Annotated in this window: 14 protein-coding genes; 8 read left to right on the top strand and 6 right to left on the bottom strand. The window is 47.4% G+C overall.

Translation table 11 applies throughout. The features are described 5' to 3' along the window. Window positions 1–15 precede the first annotated feature (15 nt). From purN to ST42_RS03380, 8 genes are all read left to right on the top strand, one after another. Window positions 16–582 carry a phosphoribosylglycinamide formyltransferase gene (gene purN, locus ST42_RS03415; RefSeq protein ID WP_044072311.1) on the top strand — a complete coding sequence of 189 codons (567 nt, stop codon included), beginning with the start codon at window positions 16–18 and terminating at the stop codon, window positions 580–582. Window positions 583–663: 81 nt separating this feature from the next. Then, window positions 664–1,926: a type IX secretion system plug protein gene (locus tag ST42_RS03410; protein ID WP_044072309.1), complete on the top strand. Its 1,263-nt coding sequence runs from the start codon at window positions 664–666 to the stop codon at window positions 1,924–1,926. A 354-nt stretch (window positions 1,927–2,280) separates the two neighbouring features. Continuing rightward, window positions 2,281–3,387, top strand: coding sequence for an MORN repeat-containing protein (locus ST42_RS03405; RefSeq protein WP_022316550.1), 1,107 nt, complete (start codon window positions 2,281–2,283; stop codon window positions 3,385–3,387). 209 nt (window positions 3,388–3,596) lie between these two features. Beyond that, window positions 3,597–4,040, top strand: coding sequence for a YhcH/YjgK/YiaL family protein (locus ST42_RS03400; protein ID WP_044072307.1), 444 nt, complete (start codon window positions 3,597–3,599; stop codon window positions 4,038–4,040). A gap of 67 nt (window positions 4,041–4,107) precedes the next feature. After that, the gene (locus ST42_RS03395; protein WP_044072306.1) at window positions 4,108–6,174 is read left to right on the top strand and encodes an alpha amylase C-terminal domain-containing protein; all 2,067 of its coding nucleotides are present in this window, start codon (window positions 4,108–4,110) and stop codon (window positions 6,172–6,174) included. Between the two features lies 1 nt (window position 6,175). After that, window positions 6,176–7,330: a DUF6057 family protein gene (locus ST42_RS03390; RefSeq protein WP_044072305.1), complete on the top strand. Its 1,155-nt coding sequence runs from the start codon at window positions 6,176–6,178 to the stop codon at window positions 7,328–7,330. A gap of 170 nt (window positions 7,331–7,500) precedes the next feature. Next, window positions 7,501–8,067 carry an L-threonylcarbamoyladenylate synthase gene (locus ST42_RS03385; RefSeq protein WP_044064900.1) on the top strand — a complete coding sequence of 189 codons (567 nt, stop codon included), beginning with the start codon at window positions 7,501–7,503 and terminating at the stop codon, window positions 8,065–8,067. A gap of 27 nt (window positions 8,068–8,094) precedes the next feature. After that, window positions 8,095–9,888, top strand: coding sequence for a chloride channel protein (locus ST42_RS03380; RefSeq protein WP_044072304.1), 1,794 nt, complete (start codon window positions 8,095–8,097; stop codon window positions 9,886–9,888). Window positions 9,889–10,130: 242 nt separating this feature from the next. Here the strand turns inward: ST42_RS03380 and fmt are convergent, their stop codons facing one another. From fmt to rfbA, 6 genes are all read right to left on the bottom strand, one after another. After that, window positions 10,131–11,108: a methionyl-tRNA formyltransferase gene (gene fmt, locus ST42_RS03375; RefSeq protein ID WP_044072302.1), complete on the bottom strand. Its 978-nt coding sequence runs from the start codon at window positions 11,106–11,108 to the stop codon at window positions 10,131–10,133. 4 nt (window positions 11,109–11,112) lie between these two features. Then, entirely contained in the window at window positions 11,113–12,963 is a 1,851-nt protein-coding gene (glmS, locus tag ST42_RS03370) for a glutamine--fructose-6-phosphate transaminase (isomerizing) (RefSeq protein ID WP_044064902.1), read from the bottom strand. A 170-nt stretch (window positions 12,964–13,133) separates the two neighbouring features. Continuing rightward, window positions 13,134–13,520 carry a GtrA family protein gene (locus ST42_RS03365; protein ID WP_044064952.1) on the bottom strand — a complete coding sequence of 129 codons (387 nt, stop codon included), beginning with the start codon at window positions 13,518–13,520 and terminating at the stop codon, window positions 13,134–13,136. Window positions 13,521–13,607: 87 nt separating this feature from the next. Beyond that, window positions 13,608–14,042, bottom strand: a complete 435-nt coding sequence (locus ST42_RS03360) for a BT0820 family HAD-type phosphatase (RefSeq protein ID WP_022316559.1) — start codon at window positions 14,040–14,042, stop codon at window positions 13,608–13,610. Further along, window positions 14,042–16,552: a GumC family protein gene (locus ST42_RS03355; RefSeq protein WP_044072301.1), complete on the bottom strand. Its 2,511-nt coding sequence runs from the start codon at window positions 16,550–16,552 to the stop codon at window positions 14,042–14,044. Before ST42_RS03355 ends, ST42_RS03360 begins: the two co-directional genes overlap by 1 nt. 7 nt (window positions 16,553–16,559) lie before the next feature. Further along, on the bottom strand, window positions 16,560–17,441 hold the full coding sequence (gene rfbA / locus ST42_RS03350; protein ID WP_042517623.1) for a glucose-1-phosphate thymidylyltransferase RfbA: 882 nt from the start codon (window positions 17,439–17,441) through the stop codon (window positions 16,560–16,562). Between the last annotated feature and the right edge of the window lie 66 nt (window positions 17,442–17,507).

Genomic DNA, 17,507 nt, shown 5'->3' with positions numbered 1-17,507 from the left:
TATCATTTACCCAATATGAAGAACATAGCCATATTCGCATCCGGCAACGGAACAAACTGCGAGAACATAATCAGATACTTCGAGAACTCGGAAACGGTGTGCGTGGCTCTCGTGGTGTGCAACAACAAGAGTGCACAGGTGATAAAGAGGGCGGAGAAATTCGGAGTGCCCGTGGAAATAGTGAACAAAGAGGGATTCAAAGACAGCTCCAGAGTGCTGCCCCTGCTGGCCGGCCACAACATATCACACATAATCCTCGCAGGATTCATGCTCCTCCTGCCCGACTACCTCACGGAGGCTTACAAGAACAGGATAGTCAACATACACCCGTCGCTGCTGCCGAAATACGGCGGAAAGGGCATGTATGGCGACAACGTGCACAAGGCAGTGAAGGAAAACGGCGAAAAGGAAAGCGGAATAACAATCCATCTCGTGAACAACGAATACGACAAGGGACAGATACTGAAACAGTACACCACCCCACTCTCGCCCGAAGACTCCGCCGACGACATCGCCCGCAAGGTGCACGCACTAGAATACGAACACTACCCGGAAGTGATCGAGCAGCTGCTCAGCCGCTGACAGCAGCCATAATTACTGCCGCAGGATTCCGCCACTCCTCCACACCGGAACCCCCTGCTCTATATAAAGAATAAAGAAAACATGAAAAGAACAATCCTTCTGGTCCCGCTCCTAGCTCTCAGCCTGGTCTCCCGCGCCCAATACAACGTGATACACAAGGCAGGGATAAAGACGCTGCAAGTGGTGTGCGGCGACAAATGGCTCGCGCTCCCGATAATGAAACTCCGTTCTGACAATCCAAGCCAGAACAGGATAAACATATCATTCGACGACCTGACACACACATACCACCGCTACACCTACAGCATCACCCATTGTGAAGCCGACTGGTCGCCGTCGGAGCAGCTCTTCGCAAGCGACTACATAGAAGGATTTGCCGAAGACAACACGATAGACGACATCACGGAATCCATAAACACAAACGTGGACTACACCCACTACGCCTTCTCCATACCCAACGAGAAATGCAGACTGAAGCTCAGCGGCAACTACAAGGTCACGGTTGCCGACGGAGACACGGGCGAAGAGGTGCTCACGGCATGCTTCATGGTGGTAGACCCGAAGGCGGGAATATCTATGGGCGCCACCACAAATACCGACATCGACACCAACCTCGCCCACCAGCAGATCTCCATGAAGCTGTCGTACAACGCGCTGAGAGTGGCCGACCCCGAGACACAGATAAAGACCGTGGTGATGCAGAACAGGAGATGGGACAACGCCATACGCAACGCACAGCCACAATACAAGACGCCAAGCGGACTGGAATGGCGGCACAACAGGGAGCTCATCTTCGAGGCGGGAAACGAATACCACAAGTTTGAAACCCTCGCCACATCACACGCCACGATGGGGATAGACGAGATATCGTGGGACGGGGAGAACTACCACGCACACGTGTTCGCCGACGTGCCCAGGCCGAACTATCTCTACGACGAAGACGCCAACGGAGCCTTCTATATCAGAAACAGCGACAACATAGAGAACGAGAACACGTGCGACTACATGTACGTGCACTTCACGCTCGACAGCAAGCAAAGATACCCCGGCGACATCTATCTGAACGGCGAATGGACATACAACCGCTTCCTGCCCGAATACAAAATGGAATACAACGAGGAGAAACGGCGCTACGAGGCCGCCATCCTGCTGAAGCAGGGCTACTACTCATACCAATACCTGATGGAGAGCAGCGACACCACCATGAAGACCTCCCCGTCAGAAGGGAACTTCTATCAGACGGAAAACAAATACCAGGCGTTGGTATATTACAGAGGACAAGGCGACAGGACAGACCAACTCGTTGGCTATCAGGAGATTCAGTTAAACCCAAACGGTCATTAGGCCGTTCAATGTAGCATTTTAATACTGCTAGCAGTCTTTTGTTTTTTTATAAGGCGTCATTTGCCTGTTTTTAATTCGCATCAGTCAGCTATTACTCATTAAAAGCCAAACAAAATCCACTCTTCTAAAATTCCAAAATCCAAGCAAGCCCTAATGACCGATTTGGGTTAAAAGCCAAACAAGATTCGTCCTTCCACAAGAGGAAGGCTTGTCGCTCCAAACCCCAAAGGCAGTCTGAAGCAAGGAGACGCAGCTCTAGTATCGACAGGACCGGCTATTATGAAAAAAGCTGAAAACATTTGGCTGTCTCGAAAATTATCATTACCTTTGGAGTAAATTTTAAAGCGACCTAAAGTGAAGAAAAAATTATACATACTACTGATATCCCTCATGCCGCTGGCAGGCTTCGCACAGAAGATAACGCTCGGCTCATGTGTGACCAAAGACGGAGGGCAATACAAAGGGGAGATGCTCGCGGGAAAACCCAACGGCAAAGGAAACGCCATTTATAAGAACGGGGACACCTATGAAGGCGAATACGTGAAGGGAAGACGCCAGGGATTCGGCGTGTACACATTCTCCGACGGAGAGAAATACGAAGGACAATGGTATCAGGACCAGCAGCACGGCAAGGGAACATACCACTTCATGAACAACAACAAATACGACGGACTCTGGTTCAGAGACTACCAGGAGGGGCATGGAGTGATGTACTACTACAACGGCGACAAATACGACGGAAACTGGTATCACGACAAACGTAACGGAAAAGGACGATACACCTACGCCAGCGGAGCATACTACGACGGACAATGGAAAGACGACAAGAAATGCGGCGAAGGGTTCTTCGACTGGGGCGACGGCACCACATACAAGGGAATGTGGCTCGACAACATGCGCTCGGGAAAGGGAGTGAACAAATACTCCGACGGAGACGTGTATGAAGGTGAATGGCTCGAAGACATGCAGAACGGCAAGGGTATATACAGATTCAGAAACGGAGACGTGTATGAAGGAGACTACCTGCACGGCAAACGCACTGGAGAAGGGATATTCAGATTCGCCAACGGAGACAAATACACAGGACACTTCAACGAAGGGAACATGGAAGGAAACGGCACCTTCGCATGGAAAAACGGAGACGTGTATGTGGGCTCATGGAAGCAAGACAAGCAGAACGGACACGGAAAGCTGACAAAGAAAAACGGCGACGTGTTTGAAGGCGAATTCAAAGACGGACTGCAGAACGGAACGATGATAATCCACTTTGCCGACGGAAGGAAATTCAAAGGAGTATACAAAAACGGAAAACGCAACGGAAACTCAATAGAAGTGGACAAAGACGGCAAAAGGACCGAAGGAGAATATAAGGACGACCTGAAAGACGGAAAGTTCATCATAAAAGACCGAAACGGAAACATCACCGCACAGGAGATGTACAGGATGGGCAGAAAGTCCTGACAATCAAAGAGCTGTAACAAAAAGGCACGGAAAACCGACTGCCGAAGGACTGAGGGACCAATGGCTGAAAGGAACAGGAAACCCAATGACTGAAAGGCAAAGAGGCCGCCAGCCCGGAATGACGCAGCGCAAACGGAAAACGAACAACAACGGAGCCCCAAACACGGAGCGACGGACAAACGACAAATCTAACAAAAAAACAAAGCATCATGGTAATTGACACAATCGACAACCTGGAGAAGTACGCGACACTCAACCCGCTCTTCAAGGACGTGGTGGAATTCATCAAAGCAAACGACCTCAACACTCTCGAGGAAGGAAAGCACTTCATCAAGGACAAAGACCTCTTCGTCAACATACAGACCGCAAAGGGCAAGACAAAACAAGAGGCAAAGCTGGAGACACACAAGAGGATGATCGACATACAGATTCCGCTCTCGGCAGAAGAGACATTCGGATACACACCACTATGCAACCTGCCAGAAGAGGAATACAACGAAGAGAAAGATATCACGAAATACGCTATCCTCGCCGACACATATCTCACATGCAAGCCTGGGGAATTCGCAATATTCTTCCCGCAAGACGGCCATGCACCATGCGTGTCGGAAGAACCTCAGTTCAAGAAGGCTATATTCAAAGTGCTGGCATGACGCCTGCATACAGCGGAACAATGAGAGGAGGATAAACATCAACTAACGAAACAACTATCAGTAAATCATGGCAAGCAGAACAACGAAAGCCGATTCGCGGAAAACGGCAACGGCGAAAAAGGACCAGCCCAGACATATAGGCATCGTGCAGAAAGACCCGTATCTCGAACCATACGAAGACGCCATACGTGGCAGACACGAGCATGCGGAATGGAAAAAGAACCAGCTGACAAACAACGGAAAGAAGACGCTTGCCGCATTCGCCAGCGGACACGACTACTACGGACTACACAAGATGAAGCGCGGATGGGTGTTCAGAGAGTGGGCGCCGAACGCAACCGACATCTATCTCGTGGGCGACTTCAACAACTGGACGGAGGACGAAAGATACAGAGCCAGAAGAATAGAGGGAACGGGAAACTGGGAACTCAAACTCTCTGAAAAGGCGATGAAACACGGCGACCTCTACAAGATGCACGTGTATTGGCAAGGAGGCGACGGAGAGAGAATACCGGCATGGGCACAAAGAGTGGTGCAGGACGAAGAAACCAAGATATTCTCGGCACAGGTGTGGAACCCCGAACCTTATGTGTGGAAGAAAAACAAATTCGCCCCATGCAAATCGCCGCTACTCATATACGAATGCCACATCGGAATGGCACAGGACGCCGAAAAGGTGGGCACATACACGGAATTCAGAGACAACGTGCTGCCCAGAATACAGAAAGACGGATACAACTGCATTCAGATAATGGCAATACAGGAGCACCCGTATTACGGATCCTTCGGCTACCACGTGAGCAGTTTCTTCGCACCGTCGAGCCGTTTCGGAACACCCGAAGAACTAAAGTCGCTCATCGACACGGCACACGGGATGGGAATTGCTGTGATAATGGACATCGTGCACAGCCACGCCGTGAAAAACGAGACCGAAGGGCTGGGAAACCTTGCAGGAGACCCCTGCCAATACTTCTACGGAGGCGACAGAAGGGAACACCCTGCATGGGACAGTCTGTGCTTCGACTACGGAAAAGACGACGTGGTGCACTTTCTGCTCAGCAACTGCAAATACTGGATGCAGGAATTCCGATTCGACGGATTCCGGTTCGACGGAGTGACCTCGATGCTGTACTACAGCCACGGACTGGGAGAGGCGTTCTGCAACTACGGCGACTACTACAATGGTCATGAAGACGACAACGCCATCTGCTATCTCACACTCGCCAACGAACTCATACACGAAATCAACCCCAAGGCTATAACAATAGCCGAAGAGGTGAGCGGAATGCCAGGACTGGCTGCCAAGGTAAAAGACGGAGGAATAGGATTCGACTACAGAATGGCGATGAACATCCCCGACTACTGGATAAAGACGATAAAGGAGAAAAGAGACGAAGACTGGAAGCCGAGCAGCATCTTCTGGGAGGTGAAGAACAGAAGGTCCGACGAGAAGACTATCAGCTACTGCGAAAGCCACGACCAGGCTCTCGTAGGCGACAAGACGATAATATTCAGACTCATCGACTCCGACATGTACTGGCACTTCAAGAAGGGCGACGAGAACGGAACAGTGGTAAGAGGAATAGCCCTGCACAAGATGATAAGACTCGTCACGGCAACGACCATAAACGGAGGATATCTCAACTTCATGGGCAACGAGTTCGGACACCCGGAATGGATTGACTTCCCACGCGAAGGCAACGGATGGAGCTATAAATACGCACGCAGACAATGGAACCTCGTAGACAACAAGGAACTGGACTACCACTATCTGGGCGACTTCGACAAGAGGATGCTCGAGACGATGAAGATGGTGAAGAACTTCCAGAACACCAGACTGCAGGAAATCTGGCACAACGACGACGACCAGATACTGGCATACATGAGGGGTGACCTGCTCTTCGTGTTCAACTTCAACCCAGTGAAATCGTTCACAGGATACGGATTCCTCGTGCCGACAGGCTCCTACGACGTGGTGCTCAATACAGATGCAAAGGAATATGGTGGATTCGGGTTTGCTGACGACAGCATCACCCACCTCACAAATTACGACCAACTGTATGTGGACCAGCATAAAGAATGGCTGAAGCTATACATTCCGGCAAGATCTGCAGTAGTATTGAAGAAGAATTAAAATGACCAAAAGTATATTCACAAACAGAGGCAATGACACATGGATTGCAGAAATTGCATGTGCCATTGTCTTTTGCATTTTCACATTCGCCTACCTGTTTTTTTATCAGGCAGACCTCCTGACAATGGAGCAGCACGTATTGTCTGACGGACTGACAAAATACAACCGCACCATAGGAGCTGTCATCATCACGGCAATCCTGCTGCTGCTTCAGCAGGGAGTGGACGCGGCAACGAAGAGGACAATCAAGATGCCGGCACTCACCTACTTTCCCCCGGCGATGCTGCTGGCGATGCTCACCGACATCAGTCCGAGCATAGACCACGGCTACTCTATTGGCAAATGGGCATGGCTCGCCCCCCTGCTGATCACGGCTTGGGGAGGAGCGGCGTATGTTTCGGCAAGACATAAAGACAGCGACAGCCCGAAGCAGAAAACCATAGTTCAGACTATATGGGAAAACATTCTGGCAATGACCGCCCTATATATTTTCATAGGCGCCACGGCAAACACAGACAGAGTGTTCCACGAGAGGATGAAAATGGAAGTGATGGTGGCTGAAGGCAAATACAAGGATGCGCTCAACGTGAAGACAAGCAAGGCTGACAAAGACTCCACAATCACGATGCTAAGAGCCTACGCCCTGGCAAGAGAGGGCAAGATGGGCGAAAGACTGTTTGAATACAGAGTGTATGGAGGGTCGGAAGCACTGCTGCCAAACGGCACTACGGTGAAGAGTCTGCTACTGCCTAGATATGAAATATTCCGCTTCGTGGCAAAGCCGGCAGTAGAGAAGATGGGGGTGACACAGTACCTGAAATGGATGAAAAAACACAGATACGCCAAAAAGCCGCTCAGGGACTATCTGCTCTGCGCCTATCTTATGGACAGGAAGATTGACCTCTTCGTGAAAGAACTCGTGGACGACAAGGAAACGGAATTCGAAAAACTGCCGAAACACTACAGAGAGGCTCTGATATTATACAACCACATCAGGTCGAACCCCATGGTTTCTTACCACAACGACATCATGGACACCGACTACACAGACATGCAGAACATTCTGAGAAGCGTGACGAACAAGAAAGAGGCAATGTCGATGGCTGGAAAATCATACGGCAACACATACTGGTATTATTATTTCTCAGGAAAGTGAAGTGGAAAGACCGCATTTTCTTGAACAAAAATTTCAAGCATAAATAAATTTAGCTTAATTTTGCATATCTGCATCAGTAATGAATGTGTAGAGAAGAATGTTTAAAAAACTAAGGAAGAACTGAAATATATAACGGAGGAAGGAAAGTAAAATATAACGGAGAAAAGACAATGAAAACGGAAGATGACATAAAGAAAGCAGTAGAAGTGATGAGAAACGGCGGGATTATATTATACCCCACCGACACGATATGGGGCATAGGCTGCGACGCCACAAACAGAGACGCCGTGGAAAGGATCTACAAGCTGAAGCGACGCGACGACCACAAGGCGATGATCTGCCTCGTGGACTCTGACGCAAGGCTGCAAAGATACGTGAGAAACGTGCCGGAAGTGGCATGGAACCTGCTTGAGCTGGCTGAAAAACCGACAACCGTGATATTGGACAATGCCGTAAACCTGGCAGACAACCTGATAGCCGACGACGGAAGCATAGCGATGAGAATTACCAAAGAACCGTTCTCCAAAGAATTATGCTACAGATTCCAGAAGCCGATAGTATCCACAAGCGCAAACATCAGCGGAGAACCCGCCGCACAGAATTACATGGACATCAGTGAAGAGATACTGAATGGCGTGGACTATGTGTGCTGGTCGAGAAGACAGGAGCACAAGCCCCACAATCCATCAAGCATCATAAAGCTGTCGGAGAACGGCGAGGTGAAAATCATCAGATAGAAAAGAGAAAGACTTGAGGAACAAATCATGCACGAAAAAATATCTGCGCTGCTGAACCAGTTCATTGAATGGCGCACAAGACACATTAACAACAAGCAGTTCACATTGATACTTAGCCTGGCTGTCGGTTTCCTTGCTGCAGTAGCAGCAAGCATACTACACACGCTCATCAAGCAGATACAGCATCTGCTCACGGTGGGATTCGACATCGACGGATTCAACTGGCTATATCTCATATATCCGGTGATAGGAATCTTCCTCACGTCGCTATTCGTAAGATACATCGTGAGAGACAACATCAGCCACGGAATAACACGCATCCTATACGCCATCAGCAGCAAGAAAAACAGACTTAAAGCCCACAACTGCTGGAGCTCCGTGATAGCGTCTGCCATCACCATCGGATGCGGAGGAAGCGTGGGAGCCGAGGCGCCTATCGTGCTAACTGGCTCAGCGATAGGAAGCAACCTGGGAAGGCTGTTCAAGATGGACAACCACACGCTGATGCTGCTCGTGGGATGTGGCGCGGCAGCTGCCATCGCAGGAATCTTCAAGGCGCCGATAGCCGGACTGGTATTCACGCTCGAGGTATTGATGATAGACCTGACGATGGCTTCACTCCTGCCAATACTCATAGCCAGCGTGACGGCAGCATGTTTCACATACATATTCTCGTCGGACGGAGTGCTGTTCGACTTCCATGTTGACGGAACGTGGACTCTCTCAAGAGTGCCCGCATATATACTGATGGGAGTGGCTGGCGGAATAATAAGCCTGTATTTCATGCGCACGATGACAGCATGCGAGGGCGTGTTCGGAAAACTCAAGAACCATCCATACATAAAGCTGGCTCTCGGAGGAGCTATGCTGAGCACACTCATTGCCTTGTTCCCCGTGCTCTATGGCGAAGGATACCACAGCATCAACATTCTACTCAACGGAAGGACTCCGCAGGACTGGGACCAAATCCTCAACAACTCTCTCTTCTACGGACACAGCAACCTGCTCGTGGTGTATGTACTGCTTGTAATACTCACCAAAGTGTTTGCCACATCAGCTACCAACGGAGGAGGAGGATGCGGAGGAACATTCGCACCGTCATTGTTCATCGGAGCCTATGTGGGATTCTTGTTCGCAAGACTCTGGAACATGTATGAAATCGGAATTTACGTGCCTGAAAAGAATTTCGTGCTCCTGGGAATGGCTGCCGTAATGGCGGGAGTAATGCATGCTCCGCTCACGGGAATATTCCTTATAGCCGAAATAACCGGAGGCTACCAGATGTTCATTCCGCTGATGATTGTCAGCATCTGCTCATATCTTACCATCATCATCTTCGAACCGCACAGCATATACGGCATGCGACTGGCAAGGCAGGGAAAACTCATCACCCATCACACAGACAAGGCAATCCTCACGCTCATGAACATAGACAGCGTGATTGACAAGAACATCAGCCACGTGCCTGAGGACATGGACCTCGGAGCTCTCGTACACGCCATAAGCAGAAGCCACACCACCATCCTGCCCGTTCTAGACGAGGGCGGGAAGTTCATGGGAGAAATCGATATGTCGAAGCTCAGGCACATAATATTCAGGACGGAACTTTACCACCACTTCAAGGTGAAGCAGCTAATATCCCAACCGCCATGTGTGCTCAGCGTGAACGACCCTATGGAGACAGTGATGAAGAATTTCGACCAGACAGACGCTGGAATGCTGCCTGTACTTGAAACCGACGGCACGTTGAGAGGCTACGTAAGCCGCTCGCATCTATATTCCACTTACAGGAAAATGGTGGCAGACATGTCGGCTGAATAACCGCAGAAACACACCTATAAGACAATAAAACCGCCGAATTGCTAACGCAAAACAAGCGACAAGCATACTACAAACAAGCGGTTGTCAGATGACAAACAACGATAAAAGCAAGCTAACGAGAAGACAAAACTTCTCTTAGCTTGCTTTTATCATTAAGACAAAAATGCGTTTATCCTAAAACGGTCATTAGTGCTTGCTATATATTACCAATCTGAGTCTACAGCATAACCTAACAGACTGGTCTACAATTTCACTTTCCAACCCGAAACATCCTTACCATTTAGGAAATCGCGCGCCTCCATCCTCTTCTTGCCGCTAAGCTGAATGACTTCAAGCTGCAGCTTATAATCCGAAGCATTGACAAGCAGACGACCCTGGTCTACGGTAAACAGTCCTACCCCACCGTCGGAAGGGATTTCCGTCTTGGCTGCCTTATATATCTTGAGCACAGATTCCTTGCCCTTGTCGTCGAGCACGGTAGTCCATGCTCCTGGCACGGGTGAAAGGCCACGAATGAAGTCATAAACCTTCTTTACAGGCTGATTCCAAGAAATATTACACGTATCCTTGAAAATCTTTGGGGCTGAATGCAAATCTGACGATGAAGCCACCATGTCGCTTTGAGCCATAGACTCAACATGGCCGTCGCCTTCCAACATCTTGTCGATAGTCTTCAGAGCGAGATTTGCTCCCAACTCCATCAGACCGTCATAAACATTCTCCACATTGTAGTCGTCGTGGATGTCGAAGGTGTCTTGCATTATAATCCTGCCTGTGTCGATGTCGTGGTCGAGGAAGAAAGTGGTGACTCCTGTCTGTACCTCACCATTGATGACTGCCCAGTTTATAGGTGCTGCGCCACGATATTGCGGCAGCAAGGCGGCATGAACATTGAATGTGCCGAAACGCGGCATTGACCATACCACCTCCGGAAGCATGCGGAACGCCACTACCACCTGGAGGTCGGCATCATAGGCACGCAAGGCTTCAACAAACTCCGGGTCTTTCATCCTGACGGGCTGCAGAACCGGGATTTTCTTGCTCATCGCATATTGCTTTACAAGCGAAGGCTGGAGCGTGTCTTGATGACGGCCCACGGGTTTGTCGGGCTGGGTCACCACGGCAACGACGTTATAGCCTCCCTCCACGAGTTTGCTCAACGTACCGACGGCAAACTCCGGAGTACCCATGAACACTATACGTAAATCTTTCTTTTCCATTTGATTATTCAACAGTAACTGATTTTGCGAGGTTTCTTGGCTGGTCCACATTAAGGCCCTTGAACACAGCTACATGATAGGCTATCAGCTGCAACGGCAAGACAGAGAGCAATGGTGCCACTACAGGCAAAGTGGCAGGAATCTCAATTGTGGCCTCGGCAATGTTTTTCACCGCTTCATCGCCTTCTGTGACAATTGCGATGATTCTGCCATTACGGGCTTTCACCTCCTGGATGTTGCTCAATATCTTCTTGTATAACTGATGGTGGGTGGCGACGAAAACCACTGGCATGTTCTCATCAACCAATGCAATCGGGCCATGCTTCATCTCTGCTGCCGGATAGCCCTCAGCATGGATATAACTGATTTCCTTAAGTTTCAGAGCTCCCTCAAGAGCTACAGGATAGTTGAAGCCACGCCCCATATAAAGAGCATTGCGGGCATAGGTCAGAGTGCGCGAAATGTCTTTTGTCAAAGCATCCTGCTCCAACACCTTCTTCATCTTCTCTGGTATGAGAGACAACTCTGTAACGTATTTCTCAAACTCCATCTGGGAAATGCTGCCCAGTTCATGACCCAGAGCCAGGGCAAAGAGGGTAAGAACCATCACCTGACCAGTAAACGCCTTGGTTGAAGCAACACCAATCTCCGGACCGACATGAGTATAAATACCTGTATCGGAGGCACGGGCTATACTTGAACCTACTACATTCACGATACCGAAACACAGGGCACCTCTTTCTTTTGCCAATTCAAAGGCGGCAAGAGTATCTGCAGTCTCTCCACTCTGGGAAATGGCTATGACGACATCTCCTGGCTGAATGACAGGCTTGCGGTATCTGAACTCTGAGGCATACTCCACATCAACGGGAATCTTCGCCCATTGCTCTATCATCTGCTTGCCAATCAGACCAGCATGCCATGAAGTGCCACAGGCTACGATAATGAAACGGCTGGCACGCAAAAGCCTGTCGCGATGCTGGTTTATCGCACTGAGCACAATCTTCTTCTCATCTGCCAGCAATCTTCCTCTGATACAATCGGAGATACAGCGTGGCTGGTCATAAATCTCTTTGAGCATGAAATGTTCATAACCTCCCTTCTCAAGAGTATCGAGATTTACGTCCACTTCCTTGATCTTAGGGTCTACATCCTCATTGTCAAGTGTATGGATCTCCATTTTCTGTCCTACCTTCAGCAGAGCCACCTCTCCATCATTCAAATATACCATCTGCTTGGTGTATTCCACGATAGGCAGAGCGTCTGAAGCAAGGAAAAATTCCTTGTGGTCTTCACCAATTCCGACTACAAGCGGACTTGACTTTCTTGCCACTACGATTTTGTCTGGGTTCTCCTTGTCAACCACAGCAATGGCATATGCTCCCGTTACTCGACGCAAAGCCGAAACTACGGCACCTTCCAGATCCTTGCCGTACTCATCCTGTATGAACTGAATCAACTGAACAAGCACTTCGGTATCTGTAGAACTCTTGAAGGTAAAACCCTTGCCCTCAAGAAAAGTCTTCAGATTGGAGTAGTTCTCGATAATGCCGTTATGAACAAGGGCCAGTCTGCCATTTTGTGAGACGTGGGGATGAGCATTCAATGTAGAAGGCTCTCCATGTGTAGCCCAACGAGTATGGGCAATGCCGATATGACCGGATATGTCTTTAGAGGCAGCAGACTCTTCCAGATTGCTGACCTTACCCTTAGACTTATAAATGTTCATCTTATGATCGCCGGCAAGAAGAGCAACGCCTGCCGAGTCATAACCACGATATTCCAGACGATGCAAACCTTTTATCAAAATCGGATAAGCATCTCTATATCCTATATATCCTACTATACCACACATAATTTATCTAATTAAAAATTGTTGTTAAAAAACTAATCCGTATCGAATGATATTTGTACGCAAAGGTAACAAATAAAAATAAAACAATAGAAGATTTTCTATCTTTTATGTAATTGAGAACCAAGACTGGATTCCTATTCAATACATAATACCCAATGAAAGCAAGGACGTCATTTCACCTTATTGAACACGAACCTTACGATGATGAAATTGACTGGTATTGATATTGCATACGCAGGAATCGGCGCCAGAGCTTTATGAATTCCTAACCAGACAAAAAAATTGAGCAGGCTTACTTGCAGCATGAAATTTATACAATGAGCAATTATAAAGCCCATGCCATTACGCTTCGTGGTCTTCTTCTTGAACGTGAAATACGCCGACATCAAATAATTGAACACGAAACTCAAAAAATAGCCGACGGCAAAAGCCAATGACATATTGACCGACAGCAAAAGCAGTACAAAATATATACCATAATGCAACGCTGTAGCCAACCCGCCTGTTATTATAAAGCGGAAAACCTCTGATTGGGTGAACGATCTGATATTTGCCATTAAAATATTCATCACAAGAAATGTATCAAAAAGCCGGCCTCCCAAAAGGAAGACCGACTTCTTAAGAAATTGATCAGGATATTAAAATCATTTTCTTGACCACCAATGCTTTTTCTTTGGAGGTTCCTGATTCAAATCTGTCAACATACTCTCCTTCAACACTCTGCGGTAACTCTTGCCGCTACATATCATCTGATATATCAGCCCCCATTCCGGTAGACCGCCGATGTTTCTGTCATCAATGAATATATCAGCCTTGATTTTCCTGCTGAAATGGTTGTTGTTCTGAGCGCCGTTCTCTTCGGGATAATCCTTGTTTACTGCCCAGAATTCCACGCCCCTTTCCCTGCACCACTCCACGGCTTCATCCAGAAGTTTGCCTTCTCTTACTGACCATAAGATCAATTTATGCCTGTCAGCAATGAGCTGTTTGAGGGTGTCGGTGGCAAAAGGTATTTCTTCACCGATCTCAGGATAACGATGTTCTACAATCGTTCCGTCAAAATCAACTGCTATCGTCATTATTTCAACTTCAGAGAGTTATCGTTTTCATTGCCATACTTGTTGCCATAGGTGCCGTAGGTGCCATATCTAGAAGAGCCGTATTTGCCATAGCTTCCATATTTGCCATAAGGACCATAATAGCGGTATTTACCGTATTTGCCTACACCGTAATAATAGCCGTATTTCTTCTTCGACATGTCGATGCCATTAAGTACAATAGACATGTTTGGAAGTTTCTTCTCGGCATTCAACTGGTTGATGAGGCCGAATGCAGACTTAGGAGTATAGTCGGCACGACACATGAAGACAGTAGCGTCTGAAACCTTTCCAACCTGGAGCGTGTCTGTGACCAGACCTACTGGAGCAGTATCGATAAGTATGTAATCGTAATGCTCCTTAAGCTGATCGATAACGGTGTAGAGGGAAGGACGTGTCACGATTTCTCCTGGGTTTGGAGGAATCGGACCAGCCATAAGCAAGTCAAGATTAGGATTTATCTCAGAGGGGAGTATTTCCTTTTCCACATCAGTCCAAGTAGGGTTGTCCTTCATCAGCAACTTGGTTATACCGTTATGATGGTTGTCTATCTCGAACAGCTCAGCCAATCTTGGCTTACGGATGTCAAGACCTACGAGGATTACTTTCTTTTCAAGCAAGGCGAAACTTATTGCCAGGTTTGCAGCATTGAAGGTCTTGCCCTCACCTGATGTTGAAGAGGTGAACATGATAACCTTTTGTCCCTCCTTAAGCATAAACTGAAGGTTTGTTCGCATAGAACGGAAAATCTCTTCCATCTGGTTGTTCTGGTTTTCATGCACAACGATATCCGCACGTGTCTTCACAGCGTCGTTGGCTACGGCAACGTCTGCGATAATAGGAAGATCGGTAAGCGATTCAACATCATCATGACCTTCAATACGATAACGGAAGAACTGGATAACATACAGAATTCCGGCAGGGATACACAGACCGAGAACAAAGCCAATAAGCATAATCATAATGCTCTTTGGACTGATTACACCGGCAAACTGAGGCAACTCGATAAGTTTACCCTTATCTGCCGTAGCTGCCAGTGAAATGGAGTTTTCCTCTCTCTTCTGCAGCAACATCAGATACAGGCCGGACTTAACCTCCTGCTGACGTCCTATCTGTGTCAGTATCCTTTCTTGCTCTGGAGTTCTTGCCACTTCACTGTTATACTGACCATATTGTGAAGCCACAGCATCGCGCTGGATTTCAAGATTACGTTTCGCCTGTCCGAGCGCCATCTTGATGCTCACGCTGATGTCATTAAGCTGAGAGGTCAGCTCCTCTACTACAGGAGAGCTTTCGGATGCAGTGCGCAGGAGTCGGTTTCTCTCCAATGCCACCTTATTATAATCATTGATCAATGAAGTGGAGGCAGCATCCTGCAGACCGACGTTTGAAGGAATTACCTGATACTTATTGCCAGGACGCTCCACGAACTGTATCAAACTGTTCAAGAGAGAGATTTGGGTTCCGGCATCTTTAAGTTTCTGCTCATAAGAAGAGAGGTTAGTAACGCTATTGCTGGCACCTGTCTTGATGTCAACGAGTCTGTTGCTTCTCTTATAGTCCTCGAGAGCCCCCTCAGTAGTACTCAATTCGGCATTGATCTTCTCAAGTCGCTCATTGACGAATGCTTCAGTACGCCTTGCTATCTCATTCTTGTCTTCGTTAGCCTGTCTGTTATAACAGATAGCCAACTGGCTCAGATAATCAATACCGCGCTGGATATTCTGGTCATTGAGCTGGAGATTCAACGTTGAAGAAGAAGCACTGGTCTGGGAAACGGCAAGCGAACCACTGTATTTGCCAGCCATAGCCATAGGAGAACAGATTGAAACGATTTCTTCATCACCGTCATTCATCACACGTGTGGCGTTTCTTGTAAGATAAATCGTGCCTGCCTTGGTACGAATTGTAGCAGGCAGCATCTTTACTGTCGTGTTTATCTCATATGGTCCTGAATACATGTTCTCACCAAGCGAAACGAAATATGTTCCATTAACAACATAACTGTCTCCATCTCTCTTGATAGTCATGTTTACAGGCTGGTTCAACTTCTCTACATGAGCAGGATCCATATCAACGTTTACTGCCTGGTCTTTATAAAGGATGTTGTTCTTGAAACGGCCCTTGTTCCAATATGATACATAGAGCTTAAGATCTCTCACAGCCTCGGCTGCAAGGGTCCTCGTCTGAAGAATTTCCATCTCATTCTCCAAGCCATAGTTGTTGGAGATAATTCCAAGGTTAGCCATCTCACTAAGTCTTCCACGTCTTCCATTATCACCATCATCTTTGACAAGCAACTTGGCAACAGTGGAATATACAGGCGTAGAATATCTAAGATACAGATATGACGCACCTATACAGATGATAAGTGATAGTACAAACCATTTCCAATTCAGAAGAAACAAAGTGAATATTTTCTGAAAATCGAAAGAAGACTTGTCGTTTTCTTCATCGATAGAATAAAGATTTTTTTGTTGTTCAACCACCATATGATATTTAATTTTTATTGTTTACTAAATTATAGAGATACTGCCCATAATTATTCTTCATCATAGGCTTGGCTGTTTCAAGAAGCTGAGCATCCGTTATCCATCCTTGTTTATATGCGATTTCTTCAAGACAAGCCACTTTCAGTCCCTGGCGTTTTTCTATCACCTCTATAAAGGTACTGGCCTCCGACAAGCTGTCATGGGTTCCTGTATCGAGCCATGCGAAACCTCGCTGAAGAGTCTTTACTTTCAAATCGCCACGTTTCAGATATTCCTGGTTGACGGTGGTTATTTCAAGCTCGCCCCTTGCGCTTGGTTTAATGGTCTTGGCTATACGGACGACATCATTGGGATAGAAATACAATCCGACTACAGCATAATTGCTTTTTGGGCATTCCGGCTTTTCTTCAATACTCAGGCAGTTGCCTTCTGCATCAAATTCCGCCACGCCATATCTTTCAGGATCATTGACATAATATCCGAAGACTGTTGCCTTTTTCTCTTTCTCTGCAGTCTTCACACTATCTTTAAGCAGACCAGTAAAACCGGATCCATAAAATATGTTGTCACCAAGCACAAGACACACGTCGTCATTTCCGACAAAATCTTCACCGATTATAAAAGCCTGTGCCAACCCATCGGGGGATGGCTGTTCCGCATACTGGAAACTTACACCGAAATCCGATCCGTCACCCAGGAGCCTTTTGAAACCAGGCAAATCATAAGGAGTAGAAATTATAAGAATTTCCCTTATGCCAGCCAACATCAGAACTGATATCGGATAATAAATCATTGGCTTGTCGAAAATAGGTATAAGCTGTTTGCTGATACCTTTTGTTATAGGATAGAGGCGTGTTCCGGAGCCACCTGCCAAAACGATTCCTTTCATTTTAGTGCCGTTTAAATAATTAAATTCTAATTTAATCGCAATCTCATATTGACATAAGAATATCTT

The organism is Prevotella pectinovora, assembly GCF_000834015.1.
In the GTDB taxonomy this organism is placed as follows: Bacteria; Bacteroidota; Bacteroidia; order Bacteroidales; family Bacteroidaceae; genus Prevotella; species Prevotella pectinovora.
The sequence above is the reverse complement of the archived record's forward strand: the minus strand, read 5'-3'. Positions and strand labels throughout refer to the sequence as shown.